Raw genomic sequence first — 16,946 nt, 5'->3', positions numbered from 1 at the left:
CTTTGAAGACGAGGCGAGACAGGGACGCGCGAACTGGTCGCTTTTCGATATAGCATGTCCACTCTTCATAAGAGTTTGTTTACACGCTGGAACGGGGAAACCCGTTTTTCTCTTTTCTTACAATGAGAATCGTTATCAATTGATGGAAGGATAGTGGCAGTCATGACAACACGACAAGAACGTATCGATGAGATTGCAACCCGGGCAACGCTCCAGGCATTTGCGAATAGTTATCTCCGTGAAGTCAAAACAGTTGATTGGTTCATTCCGAAAGAGGAGGAGAGAGAGAAGTGCGGTAAGAGTGGTTGCCGAATTGATGTGACAACAGTCTATATCCTCGAAATCCGTCATCGTTCACGCATTGGACGACATGAAATCGGGCGGATTTATCGCCAGACTCCGAGCGGATTGGTGGAAGAAGCACCTCTTGTCTTCATCATAGCGTGTTGCCAACATCTTCAACGGCTTGTACCGGGATTAACGGATTTACTATACCGGGTCCTCGATAGCCATCGGGTAATGTGTCAAATCATCACACATCAGTTGGACGAGACGACGCGAGCTCAGACATTCCTTGAACATGAACAGACAGTTCGGTTCGGACATTGGTTTCACCCGACGCCGAAAAGTCGGGTGGGAATGCATGACTGGGAACAAATCGCATATGCTCCGGACTTTAAAAACGGTTTCCAACTCGATTATTTTGCCGTCGATCGGACTTTACTGATTGAGGAAAGTGCGACGGATCGGCTGATCAGTGAGCAGATGTGCAAGCAACTCGAATCAACGGTAAAACTTTCAGCTGGGGAAGCGCTTCTGCCGGCACACCCTCTGCAAACTCAGTTTTTGTTGACGCAAACGACTGTTAAAGCATTAGTGGCACACGGACGGATTCGCCACCTCGGGCAGCTCGGTCCACTGTATTATGCGACATCTTCAATCCGGACGGTTTTACATACCGACGGCCTGCACATGTTGAAGTTTTCAATTCCCGTCCAGGTAACGAATTCACGACGAGTCAACAAACGACATGAACTAACGGCAGGGATAGTCATGAAACGTCTCGCCGGGCATTTGACGTTGCCCCGAGGATTTTCAATTACGCATGATCCGGCATACGCCACACTTTGGACGGATACGGAAGAATCCGGTTTTGAAGTAATTTACCGGGAAGCACAAGCCGACGCGGTCAATGTCGCTGCACTCGTCCAGGAACCGCTGGACAATGAACCTTCCGTTTTGATGTCGCTCGTCCTCGAAGCGAAACAAGCGGATCAGTCATTGGAAGAAGCTGCATGGGACTGGTTTGCAACGTATATCGAACTGACACTCGGGGCGTTGCTCGAGGTGTACGACAACTACGGCATCGCGCTTGAGGCACACCAACAAAACAGCCTGATTACTGTTGAACAGGGACGGCCTATCCGTTATCAGTTCCGCGATAACCAAGGGTATTATCTCGCCCTGTCCTGCGAAGAGAAATTATTGTCTTTGGAACCATCATTGGATCAGGCACGAGAACTGTTTTATGACGAGTCGACGATTGAGGAACGGTTAACGTATTACATGGTCTGGAACCATTTGGGCGGACTGCTTCACCGTTTTGACCGAGACGGACTCTTACGGGAACAGGACATGCTCGATTGGCTCGGAACTTGGCTTGATCAACGACAGCAAACATTGTCGGGTCCGGCTCAAGACTGGATTCACTATGTCCGCTCACGTCAGACGCTACCGTACAAGGCGAACTTGCTGACGCGTCTGCATGCACTCGACGAGCTGGAAGTCAGCGGGGAACGGGTCAACTTTATTGAAATCGCTAATCCATTACAACGGGAGGTCCCTCATGAGGCAAACGAGCGAACAACGTGTCTGCAAACAACTTCTTGAAGCACTTTTATTCGAACGGATCGAGCCGTTCAGTGAACATCCGCGACAAGACGGCAATGCGACGTTTCGATTCATCCGTCCCCCGTATGAACTGACGATTAACGGGAGGCGTGGGGCATTTGACCGGATTTGGCTCGAACTTTCTACAGGTGTGCTGACCAAAAACAATCAAGTTCAACCGATGACACTGGCGCAAATCATCGCGTGTTTTCAAATTAAGGATTCGCTTAGGCAAGAGCTCGAGCAAACGGTCGCGCTTGATGAGAGCTGTCCCGTCCCCATCGTTGCACGAACGCAAATGACATACAGTGCTTTAGAGCAGGCGTTAATCGAAGGACATCCGTATCATCCATGCTTCAAGTCCCGCATCGGATTTTCGCGCGCCGATCATTGGCGATATGGACCGGAGTCAGGACAGCGGTTTCGTTTACGGTTCGTCGCACTTCCGGCTACTACTGTCCACATGACACAAATGAATGGCGTGATGGAACAGGCATTCGGTCAAGCGACCCTTGAGTGCTTAAATGTACTTCTAATCCGCGCAACAAATGATTCCGCCGATTATCAAATTGTTCCGGTCCACCCGTGGCAATGGAGATGCGTCGGGATGGACGTCCTCGAGTCGGGCGGCATTGACCTTGGAGAAAGCGGTCCCCTGTTTCAAGCGACTCAATCAATCCGGACTGTTTTCCAACCAGGCGTACCGGATGCTCCGCATATTAAGCTCCCGCTTGATCTCATCCAGACGTCGGCGAGACGGACGTTTGACGTCCCGAGCATTGTTGCGGCACCGGTGTTATCCGATTGGCTGATCAGAAGAGCGGAAAAGCTTCCCGTAACGTTGCTCCGCGAATTCGCCAGTCAGGTCGTCGAGACGAAGGACGGAAAATTATCAGGGCGTATCGGATGTCTCTATCGCGACAATGTCCTGACGAATGTCACAGCTGAGGAAACAGTCATCCCTTTTACGGCGCTTGCCCTCAACGAAGCGAACGGGGAACTGTTTCTTGACCCGTGGTTCAAGAAATACGGGATGGAACAGTGGGTAAAACAGTTTCTGACCGTTTATTTACAACCGGTCTTCCGTCTCGTCGCCGAAGAAGGGCTTGCTCTCGAAGCACATGCCCAAAATAGTTTACTCGTGTTAAAAGACGGCTGGCCAACGCGACTGATTCTGCGGGATTTTCATGATAGCGTCGAATATGTCGGGAAATTTGTCCGGCATCCGGAGGAGGTACCTGATTTTAAGACCGTCCATCCCGCTTTTAATTCGCCAGTCGGGACATATTACGAAATGAAAGACGTCGAGGCATTGCGCGAGCTCGTCAGCGATACGGTATTTGTATTTCATTTGACGCAATTATCGCATCAGTTGGAGGACAAGTACGGCTTGAAAGAAACAACGTTTTTCAAATGGGCTGCCGCGGTACTCGACCGACTCGAGCTGTCGCCGGATCGCTTTGCCGTCTTAGGATTCGGCGAACCGACCATGTACACGGAGTCCCTCTTCGCGCGTAAATTCGAGATAGGGCAGTGCCGGCATCTTGTTTGCAATACATTATATACAAGGACGCAGAAGGGAAGCGAAACGCATGTTATACATTGAAGAGACGCTTTATACCGAACAAATGCTGACAGATCATCCCGTTTGCCAGTTAAGTTGGCTCGCTGACCCCGGGACTACAGTTGTTGCAGTTTGTACTAAAGACACGGCGGCCTGGATTGCCTTTTGTTTACTTATGAAAAGAACACAAGGAACGGTCGTGCCGCTTCATCCGGACTTACCGGAAGCCGGTGCACGCGATATGGCGGAACGAGCAGGGTGTGACTTTTTAATTTATGGTGATTTTCAACAACCGGTTCGATTGACGCAGGCAAAACCTCGTCCGGGAGGTATGATTCAATTCAGCTCCGGTACGACCGGAGAGGCGAAAGTGATTCACCGGACATGGTTGTCGATTGAACAAGAAGTGACAGCATACAATCAATGTTTTCCGTTACCGCATGCAACAGGAACGATTGTTGCCTGTCCGACATCACATTCATTCGGCTTGATTTGCGGTGTCATGGCGACGCTATATCGGGGGGCAGTACCCGTCATTCTCGAACATACGGCACCGCGACATGTCTTGCGTGTCTGTCGGGCACATCCGGATGCGATTTTGTATGCAGGACCGGGGCTTGTCTATCTGCTCAGTCAATTTAAGCAGCGGCTATTTGCAGTGATGATTTCCGGTATGACGTTGCCGAATAGTTGGTTTGAAGCGATTCAGGACGTGACCGATCATCTTTTACAGCAATACGGATGCTCAGAAACCGGTTGCATCGCATTACACCCTAATCCGAAAACAGCGCAGGCGATCGGCTATCCGTTACCACATCTTCAAACGGAGGCTGGAACTATAAATCAACCGGCTGAATTGCTGGTCGAATCAGATGGAACCTGGACGGGGACGAAGGATTTGGTCGGAGCGTCGGAAAACGGCGAATTGTTCTTTTTCAGCCGGTTGGACGAAATGATAAATGTATCTGGTCTATCCGTTTATCCAGCAGATGTTGAAGATGTATTACTACGTCGCGCCGACGTCAACGAAGCCGTCGTCTTTAAGAAAAGTGATCGTCTGCAAGGCGAACGAGTCTGTGTCCAGATCGTCAGTTCGGCGACCGAGGAGACATTACGTTCGTTTTGCCATGCGCATCTTGCTCCACATCAATGTCCGACTGACTGGACGTTTGTTACGGAAATAAAAAAACTGCCGAACGGAAAAATCAGTCGAATCCGACTGGGGGTGACGTCATGAGTTCCTTCCTCGACCAGCAGACATTTCATCAAATCGTCGAGGCGCAACTCGATGTCATCTTACCGATGGAAGTGACGGGACAGGAGCGGCTTCGCGATGAACTGCAACTGGATTCGATGCGATTGTTGCAGTTGCTCGTTCATTTGGAGCTTGAATACGGTCTCGTTCTAGCCGACGAGCAACTCGGACAGCTTCCACAGATGACGGTTGAAATGTTCTTAGCTGCGCTAACAAAAAAGGAGGTGCTTTGATGATAAAAGTTCACTGTCTCGTCAGTTGTGTCTGTGAAACAATCAAACGGTCGCAAGCAGATCATCATCCGTATTATTTCGGGATTTGGGACGCCGACTTTGGCTTGACGTCCGATTTTGTTTTATCGCATCATGCCCCGGAGATTAATCATGAAGCGATGCTCGAGTGGTACCGTTTACTGTACGGGATCACAGTCCATCAGTGGTATGACCGGACCCTGTCACGGGCTACGAATATCATGAACCTCGAACGACTCATGAAAACGAAACGACCGGAACAATCGATTATCGTCATGCTGGATCTCGCGCAGTTACCGGAGCGGGAAAACAAGTTTCACCATGACGTGTTTCCACATTATGTGATGCTTGAACCAACGGATGACGAAGAGACATGGCGGATGATGGACCCGGATTTTAGATATGAAGGTGAAATGGATCGCGTACGGGTCATCCAGGCAATCGATCAGCCGACTGTCGCCGGAGGGTTCTGGTTTGACGGGAGTCACGTCAAACTTCCGGATCGGGAAACGGTCGCAGCTTACTTCATGAGTGGTCTCAAGCGGCACCACCCGTTGACGGAAGCAGTCGGAAAAATTGTCTTGCATCATAAGAAAACACCAAATCGCTTACCTTCTGCGCTAAAACAACTTCCGGTCATCGCGATCCGTAAATATGCCTATGAACATGCTTTTGCTTATTTTTATGAACAGTTAGGTCTCGATTTAGGCTCTTCCGATTTCGACGGGTGGTGTGATCGAATCGAACGACTCGTCAATCAATATACTGTCATCCAGCATCGGACAATTAAATACAGTATGACGTGCGATCCAGCTGTTTTGACTGAGATTCAAGCGTTGCTCGCAGATCAGGCGATCTTAGAAGATACGATCAAACAACAGCTCATCGGATTATTTAACGAATACTGCCGGAAAGAAGGGGAAACAGATGAAAATTGCACTGTGTACCATCAGCTATCGCCATCATCTCCGCTCGTTTGACGACTTATTATCCTACGCATTGGCGGAGCAGTTTGATGCGTTAGATGTTTGGGGGGTTCATGCGAAGCATTTACAGGACGATGAAATATTGCGTTTACGCGACCATCCTATAGAGGTCAGTATGCTGAGTCATTATCTATCGTTTGACGCACCATTATCGGTGTTGCTTGAACAGACGAAAGCGCTATCCCGTATAGGACAACGAATCGGAACAAGGCGTATTCGGATTTTTGCGGGCAACAAGTCAAGTCAGCAGTTGACCGAACCGGAACGGGTCCGGCTCGTCTATCAGTTGCAGGGCGTTTGTAAGGTTCTAGATCAAAGCAAGCAACTGCTGTTAATTGAAATTCATCCAAATACGGCAGCGGACACGATTGAATCGACGGAACGGTTAGTACGCGAAGTGAACCATCCGGCTTGCCGGCTGAACTTTGATGTGTTGCATGTCGTCGAATCAGGTGCTGATCCGGTCACTGCTTACCGTCGTCTTGAACCAGTCATCGAACATCTTCACTTGAAGTCCATTGCCCGAACGGATCAATTCGAAGTCTTTAATCCGGCAAACGTATATGCGGCAGGTGGAACACGTGACGGTATGGTACCGCTGTTTGATGGAATCATTGATTACGAAAGATTTTTCGAAGAACTGAAGCAAGCGTTAACATTGAAAACGGCCAGTCTTGAATGGTTCGGTGATAGTCCGGATGAACAATTAAAAACAGATTGTCGTAAAGTACGCGATGTATTAGAAAAATCACAACTGCAGTTCATGTAATGGTCATACAGATCAGCGTTTAAGAAGCGGCGCGAACAGGGAAACACTATTGTGTACGTCATTGTTTCGTGTTTTCTCGGAAAGGATGTTGATTATGTCAGAACGTGTCTTCATCAGCCCAAGCAAGTACGTCCAAGGAAAAAACGTCATCGACCGGCTCGGTACATACGTGAGCCCGTTCGGTGACAAAGCTCTGTTGATCGCAGACGATGTCGTCTTTAAAATCGTCGGGCAACGGATTCATGACTCCTTTGAAACAGAAAAAATTGGTATCGAACAAGTCGATTTTAGCGGCGAAGCATCGCGCCATGAAGTCGAACGGATCACGAAGCAGGCGAAAGAAGCGGACGTCCGCTTTGTCGTCGGGGTCGGCGGCGGGAAGACGCTGGATACGGCGAAAGCCGTCTCAGACGAACTGACGGTGCCTGTCGTCATCGTGCCGACGATTGCTTCGACCGATGCACCGACGAGCGCGTTATCAGTCATTTATTCAGACGCCGGGATTTTTGAGAGCTATCGCTTCTATAAAAAGAATCCCGATCTTGTCCTCGTCGATACGAAGCTGATCTCGGAAGCACCGGCGCGATTCTTCGCGTCCGGGATTGCCGACGCGCTCGCGACCTGGGTCGAGGTCAGAAGTGTCATCGCATTCGGCGGGAAGACAATGGCAGGTGGTCGGCCGACGATTGCGGCAGAAGCAATCGCGAAACGCTGTGAGGAAGTCTTGTTCGAACATGGTCGACTCGCGTATGAGTCGGTTCAAGCAAAAGTCGTCACGCCGGCTCTTGAAGCAGTCGTCGAAGCGAATACGTTACTGAGTGGACTTGGTTTCGAAAGTGGGGGACTAGCCGCGGCACACGCGATTCATAACGGCTTTACAGCACTTGACGGTGACATCCACCACTTGACGCACGGGGAAAAAGTTGCATTCGGTACGCTCGTCCAGCTGGCGCTTGAGCAACACAATCAAGAAGAAATCGAGCGGTATATCGCATTTTATATGGATCTCGGGTTACCGGTCACGCTCGAAGACGTCAAACTCAAAGATGCCTCGCGCGACGACATCTTGAAAGTCGGGGAAGCGGCGACGGCAGATGGTGAGACAATCCATGATGGATTCGACGTGACGGCGGAAGAAGTGGCTGATGCGATCATCGCCGCGGACCGTTACTCGAAAGCCTATCAAGCAAAATTAAAATGAGTCAGAAAACAAACACCCCCGACCGGATGTGGTCGGGGGTGTTGTCTTATAAGTAATCGAGCGGATTGACACTGCTTGCAGCGGAGGTTGCGCTGTAGACATATGTACCACGATGAAGCTCGAAATGAAGGTGTGCTCCGAAAGCATTCCCTGTTTCGCCGACCGTTCCGATCAGTTGTCCTTGCGAGACCGTTTGACCGACAGAGACGCTCCGGCTGTTTAAGTGAGCATAGAGGCTTGTGAAGGAAGATCCGTCAATTGTATGAGTCATCATGATGTAGTTCCCGTACGCGCCGTAGTTTTTAGACGTCGTGACTTTACCGGCAGCTGTCGCATAGACGGGCGTTCCTTTTGCTGCACCATAATCGATGCCGTTATGGAACGTATAACCGTAAACGCCGCTCGCTGCCCCGTAACCTTGTGTAATCGGTCCGCTTGTCGGTGTGACGAAATCTTTTGAGGCTTTACTAGCACCTGAATTCGTTAATTTTAAGACCGCGTATTTTTTTACATAGTCGGCGTGCACATAACGCTTATCGCCATTATAAAGGAACTTAATCCAGTCGCCTTTTTTGCCGAGGTAGCGGTACGTTTCTCCACTATCGACCGAACCGACCTGCTGGCTGCTTGTCGAAGAACTTGTACGGACACGAAGGTTATCCGCCATTACCTTGATTTTATAATAACGTGTGACTGAATATTTTTTGACATAAGACGAAGAAACATAAACTTTACTTGACCCGTATAAAATTTTTGTCCAGTTGCCGGTACGCCCGAGATACTTGTAGGTTTCTCCCTTAGCAACACCCGTAATGACGCTTGATGAAGTAGAGGGGCCGGTCCGGACGCGTAAACCGTCATCCATGACTTTAACTTTATAGTAAGTTGTCGCAGCATCGACTTTCGGGACTGCAAATGTTGTCAGTCCAGCTACTGCAATGGCAGATACTGTTAAAGTCGTTAATAATTTGTTCATCTATGTATGTCCTCCTTGAAAATCAACACGATAGGTCAGTTGTTTGTTGAAAATATGTTCTACTAAATTTCATAAATGAGTATAACATTACTTAAAATGTTTAAATATTACATTAACATTTCGGAAATGTTTCAATAGAATATATTTAAGCTATCCAAAAATAACGTATGACATTTATTGGTTTTTCTATATATATCAACACATTTTAGATGTTTAAAAAATGTTCATACACTGGGGAATTAATAAAAAAGTGTGACAAGTTGAGGTCGTTTAAGATAAAGTTGAAATGGAAATAATAGTATTTTTTAAAATTTTAATTTTTGTAATTTTGATGTTTAAAAAATTTTTTAAGTTTTCAAAATAGGAATCCAAACAAAAAAGACACCTGATTAGAGGTGCCTTTCTTTGGTTTAAAGTAAGTTGAGTGGGTTGACACTACTTGCGGCTGAAGAGCTGCTGTAGACGTAGCTGCCACGATGAAGTTCGAAGTGAAGGTGAGCACCGAACGCATTACCTGTGCTACCGACTGTTCCGATCTTCGTTCCTTTTGCAATCGTTTGACCCGCATAAACTTTACGTGAATTGAGGTGGGCATAAACACTTGTGTAGGTTAAACCGTTCACCTTATGTGACATCATGATGTAGTTTCCGTACGCGCCTTGATATTTTGAGGAGATGACTTTCCCAGTGGCTGTCGCATAGACAGGAGTTCCTGTCTTCGCTCCGAAGTCGACACCGTTATGGAACGTATATCCGTAGCGGCCGCTTGCATTGCCATAGCGTTGCGTCAGAGTCCCGCTTGTCGGGCGAATGAAGCTAGACGAGACGGATGCTTTTTTTGCAGTGCTTGTTTTAGACTTGAGGCTGTACTTTTTAACGTATCCTGAGTATACGTAGCGTTTTTCTCCACCGTAGATGATTTTCGTCCAGTTTCCTTTACGTCCAAGGTACTTAAACGTTTGGCCCGAGTTGACGCCTCCGATGATTCGGTATTTTGTTGAAGGGCCGGTCCGAACGCGAAGTCCGTCTGCCATGACTTTTACTTTATAAGAAGTTCCAGCCGCTTCAACCTTACCTGTACCCGTAGCTGCAAATCCTGAAACGACAAGTGCGCTCATCGTCATAGTTGTCAAAATACGTTTCATGTTGTAAATCCTCCTGATGTGAAAACAAAGTGACGGGTTAATGAAAAATGAAATGACTGAGTCATTAAATAGGTTGTGTTGTATATAGAGTAGATTGAGTTAGTAGAATGAGTGGTGCTTTCGAACAAACCGAGTATAGCATTCGGAATTTACAAATCGATATTTCAATTTTATTTCTAAAATATCTCTAGATAATATATATTGTAATCTTTATTTTTGAATAATTACGCAATCCCTTGAGACGAGGGTTCATCCATGTCATCTGTTTGACTTTTTTATTACAAAGTCAATTATGGGGAATTGTGATATCGTATCGAAACATAACAAAGGAGTGTGAAACAGTTGGATATTAACTTTAAATTTGAGAAGCAACGATTCAATCATCGGGCGGCTGCCGTGATCGTCAAGGAAGGGTGCCTCTTAATCCATCGGAATATTCGAGATGATTTTTGGGCCTTAGCCGGAGGGCGGATTCAACTGATGGAGAGTGGGGAGACAGCGGTTGTCCGTGAAATCAAAGAAGAATTAGGATTAGAAGCACAAGTTAAACGTTTTTTGTGCGTTCACGAAAATTTCTTTACATATGAAGACGTCGCTTTTCATGAAGTCGGTTTTTATTACGAAGTCGAGTTGTTAGATGAGATCAATGTGACGACGGAAGATTTTTACGGTGTCGAGGGCGAGGAACTGATTTACCGGTTCGTCCCGATCGACGAATTGCCAACGATCGAATTCTATCCCCTACAGTTAAAAACGATGCTGAAGACAGGTGAGTGGGACCGTCTGATAAAAGAATGAATTCCTGGAGTAAGACTTGTATGCACACTTTTTTGAAGGAGATTCTGGCTGTAGACAACGGGCGATTGGGAGATTAAGCGTCTTTTTTCGTTGCTTTCCCCGAGCGAGGCGCAAGTCGTCTCGAATCGCTTAGAGCCGCGAAAAGCAATCGGTCGCGACCTTGCAGCTTTGGAGACGAGGCGAGATAAGGCAGCGCAAACGAATTGCCTCTTTTTATAGCCTGTTCACGCTTCATAAGAGTTTGTCTGTAGTCTGTTATCCCCTTTTTGAAGGGGATTTTTTTTATGGAATGACGTTTATTCATACATGGCAAGGGAATGTTAACTAAGGAAGTCAATTATCACAGTAGAGGGGATGAGTGAGATGCGCGAAAAGCAACTGAGGGATATGCATGAAGAAGCAAAAGGGCAAACACAAGATCATCAACCAGGAATTGAGTCCGAAATGAATCCTGAACCGATTTATGACGATCCCGAGTATGTCGGCTCGGGGAAGCTGAAAGGGAAAGTCGCGCTCATCACTGGCGGTGACAGCGGGATTGGTCGCGCCGTCGCGGTCGCTTACGCAAAAGAAGGCGCAAATATCGCGATCGTTTACTTAAATGAAGGACAGGACGCGGAAAAAACGAAGCAGTTAATCGAAGGGTACGGAGTTAAGGCCCTTGCATTTGCGAAAGACGTCAGCCGACCGGAAAACGCAAAACCAATCATTGATCAGGTACTTGAGGAATTCGGTCAACTGAATATTCTCGTCAACAACGCAGGAAAACAATTTCCGCAAGATGATTTTTTAGACATCACACCGGACCAGTTACAGGAGACGTTTGAAACGAACATCTTCTCGATGTTTTATTTGACGCAGGCTGCCGTGCCGCATCTGAAAGAAGAAGATACAATCATCAATACGTCGTCCGTGACGGCTTATCGCGGGGCACCGACGTTGATCGATTATTCGGCGACAAAAGGGGCGATTACGACGCTTACACGTTCGCTTGCATCGAGCCTCGTCGAAAAAGGCATTCGTGTCAATGCCGTCGCACCGGGTCCGATTTGGACACCGTTAATTCCGGCGACGTTCTCGAAAGAGAAGGTCGAAGCGCACGGGGAAGACACGTTACTGAAGCGTCGGGGACAACCTTCAGAAAATGCTCCGGCTTATGTTTACCTCGCGTCACGCGACGCAAGTTACGTCACAGGACAAACCATCCATATCAATGGCGGCGATTATATTACATCATAAGGAGGTCTTTTTTATGAAGAAGAATCCGAACGAAGTACCGGAGCACGAACCGAATCACGAACCGAATGAAGTGCCGGGAACACCACCGTCGGAAATTCCGGACACGCCGCAAGAAGATCCAATCCGTCAGCCGGAGCCGGATACGTTCCCGGAACCGACTGAAATACCGGATGCACCAGAAGAAGATCCGACACCGTATTAATGGCAGCGATGACCTAACTAGCTGATTGACACCGATTGCTTTTACTTATGGGGAGGTAACAGTATGACGAATAAAAAAGAAGAACAAATGAAGGCGCACCAAATCGATAACACGAAAAAAGCGGGACTGACGACGAATCAAGGGTTGAAAATGGCGGAAGATGAATTTTCGCTAAAGGCAGGACTACGGGGACCGACATTGATTGAAGACTTCCACTTTAGAGAGAAAATGACACACTTTGACCATGAACGGATTCCGGAACGAATCGTCCATGCTAGAGGTGTCGGGGCACATGGTGAATTTCAGGTATACGAACCGCTAGCTGAGATTACGAAAGCGGGCTTTTTGAACGATCCCTCGAAAACGACACCGGTCTTCGTCCGTTTTTCGACGGTCCAAGGGTCACGCGGTTCAGGAGATACGGTCCGTGATGTCCGTGGTTTCTCGACGAAGTTTTATACGGATGAAGGCAACTACGATTTAGTCGGGAATAACATTCCGGTATTCTTCATTCAAGATGCCATCAAGTTTCCTGATTTCGTCCATGCTGTCAAACCGGAGCCACATACGGAAGTTCCGCAAGGCGCAAGCGCGCATGATACGTTTTGGGATTTCATCGGTCAAAATCATGAGACTGCACATACGGTCATGTGGGCGATGAGTGACCGTGGAATTCCACGGAGCCTTCGGATGATGGAAGGGTTCGGCGTCCATACATTCCGACTCGTCAACGCACAAGGGAAGGCACACTTTGTTAAGTTCCACTGGAAACCAAAACTTGGTGTTCATTCGCAAGTCTGGGATGAAGCACAAAAAGCACTTGGTAAAAATCCTGATTTCCACCGCGTTGATTTATATGAAGCAATCGATAAAGGGGATTTCCCGGAGTGGGAGCTCGGACTGCAATTGATTGCGGAAGAGGATGAGTTCAAGTTTGATTTTGACATTCTCGATCCGACGAAACTATGGCCGGAGGAAGAAGTACCGGTCCGACTCGTCGGTAAAATGACATTGAACCGCAATGTCGACAATTTCTTTGCGGAAACAGAACAAGTAGCGTTCCACCCAGGACACATCGTTCCGGGAATTGATTTTTCAAATGATCCGTTGTTGCAAGGGCGGTTATTCTCATATACGGACACACAGTTGTCCCGACTCGGAGGACCGAACTTCCATCAAATCCCGATCAATCAGCCGGTTTGTCCGTACCATAACAATCAGCGGGACGGCATGCATCAGATGGCGGTCCATAAAGGACAGACGAGCTATCACAAAAACGGTTTGAATGAAAATCAGCCTGAGCCTGTCCCGGTCGAAGAAGGCGGTTTTGAACATTACCAGGAAAAAGTCGACGGCCATAAAGTGCGTGGCCGGAGTGAAAGTTTCCTCGACTTTTATTCACAGGCGAAGCTCTTTTACAACAGCATGACTGCTGTTGAACAACAACACATTCGTGATGCCTACAGCTTCGAGCTCGGAAAGTGTGAATCTGATGTCGTCAAAGCGAACGCCGTCGATTTGCTGAATCATATCGACCATGCCCTCGCGAAAGAGGTTGCGGAGAACATTGACGTTGCGGTACCGACGACGGATGAAGGGGTTCAATCAGAGAAACGCTCAGATGCCCTCAGTATGGAACATACGATTCGAAAAACGGATACGCGCAGTGTCGCCTTGTTGCTTGCAGGGGACGTGGATGCAAATCAGGTGAAGGCGTGGGTCGAAAAACTGGCGGAGCATAACATCAATTACAGCCTCATTGGTAAAAAAGCCTATACACTAGGTGAAATGAAAGTAAAAGAAACGTATGATACGGTCGATTCAAGTTTGTTTGACGCCGCATTCTTAATCAGCGCATCTTCAAAAGTAGCGGACGACGTGCTCGAATTTATCGAGAACACGTATAAACATGCTAAACCGCTGGCGTTACATCTCCATGATGACTCAGTACTCGATAAGTGCCGTGTTGAAACGGATCAGCCGGGTGTCTTCTTATTCAAAGAACATAACTTGGATCATTTTGATTCGTTCATCGAAGGCATCGCCCAAGCACGTTTTTGGGACCGGAAATAAGAATAGTCAAGGACCTCCAGCGTTGACGGGAGGTCCTTTTGACGTCGTCAAAAAAACGTATGCCTTCAATCATTATGTAGATAAGGCTATTTTTTTTGATGCAGACGCTTCAACCCTTCATAAAAGAATCGTGTAAGTCTTTAGTAAATGACAAAATAATCAAAAAAACAGGAACTTTTTAGGTAGGTATCCGTAGAATAGGTTAAACAAAGGGGGAAGTTCAGATGGAAATCATTTTGGGGATCATTGCAGTCGGGGCAGCATTTTGGTTTTTCTTCAGTTATTTACTTGGCTTCAAAAAGAAAAACATCACGATGACGTTTGACGATCGTTTTTATACGCTCGATGAGCATGTCAAAGCAATCGAGCAGAAATTAAAGCAGGACGGAAAATTAGTGGAGTACTTAGGAAATCGTCGCTTTTTAGTGAACGGGAAACGATATCTGTTCGTTGAACGGACGGTTCCGATGTCGGGCGTTCCGATGCAACAAACGATTTTAGAGTTCGAAAAATAAGTAAAAAAGGTGATTCCGACTCAGAAATGAGATCGGCATCACCTTTTTTATGTCGATAGATAATTGAGACTACCGATTCTACGAGACTGGTCAAAAAGAAATAAAATCAATAGATGGGAAATGATTGACAGTCAACTGTACTATCGATATGATACAGAAAGAAAGTGTATTACTGTTTTAATACAACGAACGGTGAAAGGTGGTCGAGGGCACGTGCAATTTGACCAAAGAAGCCCGGTTTATCTTCAAGTCGTCCGCTGGTTCAAGGAACGAATCGCGACAGAAGACTTAAAATGCGGGCAAGAAATTCCATCGCGGCGGGAAACCGCTGCGCAACTCGGAATTAATCCGAATACGGCTCAAAAAGCATACAAAGAAATGGAGGACCAGCAATTGATTACGACAGAACGAAACGTCCCGAGTAAAATCACGATGGATCAAAACATTGTAAAAAAAGTCCGGACGGAGATGTTGGACGAAGCAGTTGCGCAATTCATCGAGGCGGTCCAAGCGATTCAGATACCGCTCGGCGAAGTCGTTACGAAAGTCGAAACCGTTTATCAATCAACGGAACGGAGGAAAATTGATGCTTGAAGTCCATGGATTAAAGAAACGATATGGTCGTAAGAAACCGATTTTAGAAGGGGTTTCCTTTTCAGTTCGCCCAGACAGTATCACCTGCCTGATCGGTTTAAACGGGGAAGGGAAATCGACGATTTTAAAAGCGATTATGGGTCTTGTGCCGATCGACGCCGGAACAGTGCTGGTTGACGGTGAAGTATCGCGTGAAAAAATTGCTTTTGTTCCCGATCTTCAAACGATGCCTTCTTACATGACGATTGGAGATGCTTTGCGTTACATGAGTGATTATTATCCGGACTGGAATCCGAAGGTCGCTGAAGAATTAATGGGGCTGTTGAAGCTGTTATCGACCGACCGGATTTTAGAACTGTCAAAAGGAAATCAGGCGAAGTTCAGTTTGGTGCTCGGTTTTGCACTTGATCGTCCCTATTTGTTGCTTGACGAACCATTCGCAGGAATTGATTTATTTACGAAAGAACAAATTGCCTGGCTATTTTCGAGTCATTTCATGGAAGGACGTGCAATTTTGATGACGACGCATGAAATCGTCGAAGTCGAACATTTGATTGATCGGGTCGTCTTTTTACAGGATGGTCGGATTATCGATGAACACGATACGGAAGAAATGCGGGAAATGTACGGGAAATCAGTCCAAGACCGCATGCGGGAGGTCTATCAACGATGAAACAATATCTGATGCTGACGAATGAAGAGTTAAAACGAAGCTGGAAAATCATCGTATCGTTCATTCTTGCGATTGCGAGTATCGAAATCTTAATTGTTGTCGGACGAATCATTTACCATGAACGCCAAGTCCAAAGTTACATGAAGAGTGCAAAACTGTCTGAAGTCGAAGCGATTCAAGAAATCGGGAAATTATCGTTTGAACAAGCCAGTTCTTATTTCAGTTATATCATTATGATCGGGGTTGCGTTTGTTTTGCTATATGCGATTCAAATCTGGTATCGGGATTGGCTAGGCGAATCCAAGTACATATATCGGTTATTACTACTACCAGGTAGTCGCGCAAAAATCTTTTTCGCAAAATTTACTTCTCTCGTACTCGTGATTGTCAGTTTCCTTGGTTTACAGTGGACGGTGATTCAACTCAGTCATGGGATCTTCAACTGGTTAATTAAAGATGGGTACAGGGAGTCAGGTTCGCTCGGTCTCTCAAGGAGCCTCAATAAATTATACATGATGAACTTAATCGATTTATTTGTGCTGGTTATCTTATCGCTGTTCATCGTCAGTTTCTTGTTCCTGTTCGTTCTGCTTGAACGGTCATACGGGAAGTCAAAAGGAATGCTGTTCATCATCATTGAACTAGTTGCTTTAATAGTTATTTTAATTAGTATACAGTATAGCTTAGAAATGATTGACGGGTTGCTTCAAGAAGAATTCGGAGCAATCGTTCTGTCAGTATTTACGTTGTATTTTATTTATACAATTTGGAGAAGTTTGCGTTTGTTAAAATGGAAAATCACAGTTTAAGGAGGA

The 16,946-nt window shown here is 46.8% G+C and carries 17 protein-coding genes; 15 read left to right on the top strand and 2 right to left on the bottom strand.

Features of this window, described 5'->3' with window-relative positions; genetic code table 11:
* Positions 1–162 precede the first annotated feature (162 nt).
* The 7 genes from KNP88_RS10225 to KNP88_RS10195 all read left to right on the top strand — a co-directional run bounded on the left by KNP88_RS10225 (position 163) and on the right by KNP88_RS10195 (position 7,916).
* Positions 163–1,890: an IucA/IucC family protein gene (locus KNP88_RS10225; protein WP_214893625.1), complete on the top strand. Its 1,728-nt coding sequence runs from the start codon at positions 163–165 to the stop codon at positions 1,888–1,890.
* The gene (locus KNP88_RS10220) at positions 1,847–3,496 is read left to right on the top strand and encodes an IucA/IucC family protein (protein WP_214893623.1); all 1,650 of its coding nucleotides are present in this window, start codon (positions 1,847–1,849) and stop codon (positions 3,494–3,496) included. The genes KNP88_RS10225 and KNP88_RS10220 overlap by 44 nt, the downstream gene beginning before the upstream one ends.
* Positions 3,483–4,691: an AMP-binding protein gene (locus KNP88_RS10215; protein WP_214893621.1), complete on the top strand. Its 1,209-nt coding sequence runs from the start codon at positions 3,483–3,485 to the stop codon at positions 4,689–4,691. The genes KNP88_RS10220 and KNP88_RS10215 overlap by 14 nt, the downstream gene beginning before the upstream one ends.
* The gene (locus tag KNP88_RS10210) at positions 4,688–4,942 is read left to right on the top strand and encodes a phosphopantetheine-binding protein (protein WP_214767498.1); all 255 of its coding nucleotides are present in this window, start codon (positions 4,688–4,690) and stop codon (positions 4,940–4,942) included. Before KNP88_RS10215 ends, KNP88_RS10210 begins: the two co-directional genes overlap by 4 nt.
* Positions 4,942–5,940, top strand: a complete 999-nt coding sequence (locus KNP88_RS10205; protein ID WP_214893619.1) for a DUF6005 family protein — start codon at positions 4,942–4,944, stop codon at positions 5,938–5,940. The genes KNP88_RS10210 and KNP88_RS10205 overlap by 1 nt, the downstream gene beginning before the upstream one ends.
* Positions 5,888–6,715 (top strand): sugar phosphate isomerase/epimerase family protein, encoded by an 828-nt coding sequence (locus tag KNP88_RS10200; RefSeq protein WP_214893617.1) that lies wholly within the window; start codon positions 5,888–5,890, stop codon positions 6,713–6,715. Before KNP88_RS10205 ends, KNP88_RS10200 begins: the two co-directional genes overlap by 53 nt.
* A gap of 94 nt (positions 6,716–6,809) precedes the next feature.
* Positions 6,810–7,916: a glycerol dehydrogenase gene (locus KNP88_RS10195; RefSeq protein ID WP_214893615.1), complete on the top strand. Its 1,107-nt coding sequence runs from the start codon at positions 6,810–6,812 to the stop codon at positions 7,914–7,916.
* 46 nt (positions 7,917–7,962) lie between these two features.
* Here KNP88_RS10195 and KNP88_RS10190 read toward each other — a convergent pair whose 3' ends face one another.
* On the bottom strand, positions 7,963–8,892 hold the full coding sequence (locus KNP88_RS10190; RefSeq protein WP_088836826.1) for a peptidoglycan DD-metalloendopeptidase family protein: 930 nt from the start codon (positions 8,890–8,892) through the stop codon (positions 7,963–7,965).
* A gap of 410 nt (positions 8,893–9,302) precedes the next feature.
* Positions 9,303–10,037 (bottom strand): peptidoglycan DD-metalloendopeptidase family protein, encoded by a 735-nt coding sequence (locus KNP88_RS10185; RefSeq protein WP_088836827.1) that lies wholly within the window; start codon positions 10,035–10,037, stop codon positions 9,303–9,305.
* 333 nt (positions 10,038–10,370) lie between these two features.
* Between KNP88_RS10185 and KNP88_RS10180 the strand changes: the two genes are divergently transcribed.
* From KNP88_RS10180 to KNP88_RS10145, 8 genes are all read left to right on the top strand, one after another.
* On the top strand, positions 10,371–10,835 hold the full coding sequence (locus KNP88_RS10180) for an NUDIX hydrolase (RefSeq protein ID WP_214893613.1): 465 nt from the start codon (positions 10,371–10,373) through the stop codon (positions 10,833–10,835).
* Between the two features lie 363 nt (positions 10,836–11,198).
* Positions 11,199–12,074 (top strand): SDR family oxidoreductase, encoded by an 876-nt coding sequence (locus KNP88_RS10175; RefSeq protein WP_214893611.1) that lies wholly within the window; start codon positions 11,199–11,201, stop codon positions 12,072–12,074.
* Positions 12,075–12,087: 13 nt separating this feature from the next.
* On the top strand, positions 12,088–12,276 hold the full coding sequence (locus KNP88_RS10170; protein WP_214893609.1) for a hypothetical protein: 189 nt from the start codon (positions 12,088–12,090) through the stop codon (positions 12,274–12,276).
* A 63-nt stretch (positions 12,277–12,339) separates the two neighbouring features.
* The gene (locus tag KNP88_RS10165) at positions 12,340–14,349 is read left to right on the top strand and encodes a catalase (RefSeq protein ID WP_214893607.1); all 2,010 of its coding nucleotides are present in this window, start codon (positions 12,340–12,342) and stop codon (positions 14,347–14,349) included.
* A gap of 224 nt (positions 14,350–14,573) precedes the next feature.
* Positions 14,574–14,864, top strand: coding sequence for a hypothetical protein (locus tag KNP88_RS10160; RefSeq protein ID WP_214811125.1), 291 nt, complete (start codon positions 14,574–14,576; stop codon positions 14,862–14,864).
* 213 nt (positions 14,865–15,077) lie between these two features.
* On the top strand, positions 15,078–15,458 hold the full coding sequence (locus KNP88_RS10155; protein WP_029333419.1) for a GntR family transcriptional regulator: 381 nt from the start codon (positions 15,078–15,080) through the stop codon (positions 15,456–15,458).
* Positions 15,451–16,131, top strand: coding sequence for an ATP-binding cassette domain-containing protein (locus KNP88_RS10150; RefSeq protein WP_159172669.1), 681 nt, complete (start codon positions 15,451–15,453; stop codon positions 16,129–16,131). Before KNP88_RS10155 ends, KNP88_RS10150 begins: the two co-directional genes overlap by 8 nt.
* Positions 16,128–16,940, top strand: a complete 813-nt coding sequence (locus KNP88_RS10145) for a hypothetical protein (RefSeq protein ID WP_214893605.1) — start codon at positions 16,128–16,130, stop codon at positions 16,938–16,940. Before KNP88_RS10150 ends, KNP88_RS10145 begins: the two co-directional genes overlap by 4 nt.
* Positions 16,941–16,946 lie beyond the last annotated feature (6 nt).

This window comes from Exiguobacterium sp. H66 (assembly GCF_018618705.1).
GTDB lineage: Bacteria > Bacillota > Bacilli > Exiguobacteriales > Exiguobacteriaceae > Exiguobacterium_A > Exiguobacterium_A oxidotolerans.
The sequence above is the reverse complement of the archived record's forward strand: the minus strand, read 5'-3'. Positions and strand labels throughout refer to the sequence as shown.

Bases quoted from the DNA above. Each gene is read 5' to 3' on its own strand.
- KNP88_RS10165 (WP_214893607.1), top strand. From the start codon at position 12,340: ATGACGAATAAAAAAGAAGAACAAATGAAGGCGCACCAAATCGATAAC.
- KNP88_RS10220 (WP_214893623.1), top strand. From the start codon at position 1,847: ATGAGGCAAACGAGCGAACAACGTGTCTGCAAACAACTTCTTGAAGCA.
- KNP88_RS10190 (WP_088836826.1), bottom strand. From the start codon at position 8,892: ATGAACAAATTATTAACGACTTTAACAGTATCTGCCATTGCAGTAGCT.
- KNP88_RS10145 (WP_214893605.1), top strand. From the start codon at position 16,128: ATGAAACAATATCTGATGCTGACGAATGAAGAGTTAAAACGAAGCTGG.
- KNP88_RS10185 (WP_088836827.1), bottom strand. From the start codon at position 10,037: ATGAAACGTATTTTGACAACTATGACGATGAGCGCACTTGTCGTTTCA.
- KNP88_RS10200 (WP_214893617.1), top strand. From the start codon at position 5,888: ATGAAAATTGCACTGTGTACCATCAGCTATCGCCATCATCTCCGCTCG.
- KNP88_RS10210 (WP_214767498.1), top strand. From the start codon at position 4,688: ATGAGTTCCTTCCTCGACCAGCAGACATTTCATCAAATCGTCGAGGCG.
- KNP88_RS10175 (WP_214893611.1), top strand. From the start codon at position 11,199: ATGCGCGAAAAGCAACTGAGGGATATGCATGAAGAAGCAAAAGGGCAA.
- KNP88_RS10215 (WP_214893621.1), top strand. From the start codon at position 3,483: ATGTTATACATTGAAGAGACGCTTTATACCGAACAAATGCTGACAGAT.
- KNP88_RS10205 (WP_214893619.1), top strand. From the start codon at position 4,942: ATGATAAAAGTTCACTGTCTCGTCAGTTGTGTCTGTGAAACAATCAAA.
- KNP88_RS10150 (WP_159172669.1), top strand. From the start codon at position 15,451: ATGCTTGAAGTCCATGGATTAAAGAAACGATATGGTCGTAAGAAACCG.
- KNP88_RS10170 (WP_214893609.1), top strand. From the start codon at position 12,088: ATGAAGAAGAATCCGAACGAAGTACCGGAGCACGAACCGAATCACGAA.
- KNP88_RS10160 (WP_214811125.1), top strand. From the start codon at position 14,574: ATGGAAATCATTTTGGGGATCATTGCAGTCGGGGCAGCATTTTGGTTT.
- KNP88_RS10225 (WP_214893625.1), top strand. From the start codon at position 163: ATGACAACACGACAAGAACGTATCGATGAGATTGCAACCCGGGCAACG.
- KNP88_RS10195 (WP_214893615.1), top strand. From the start codon at position 6,810: ATGTCAGAACGTGTCTTCATCAGCCCAAGCAAGTACGTCCAAGGAAAA.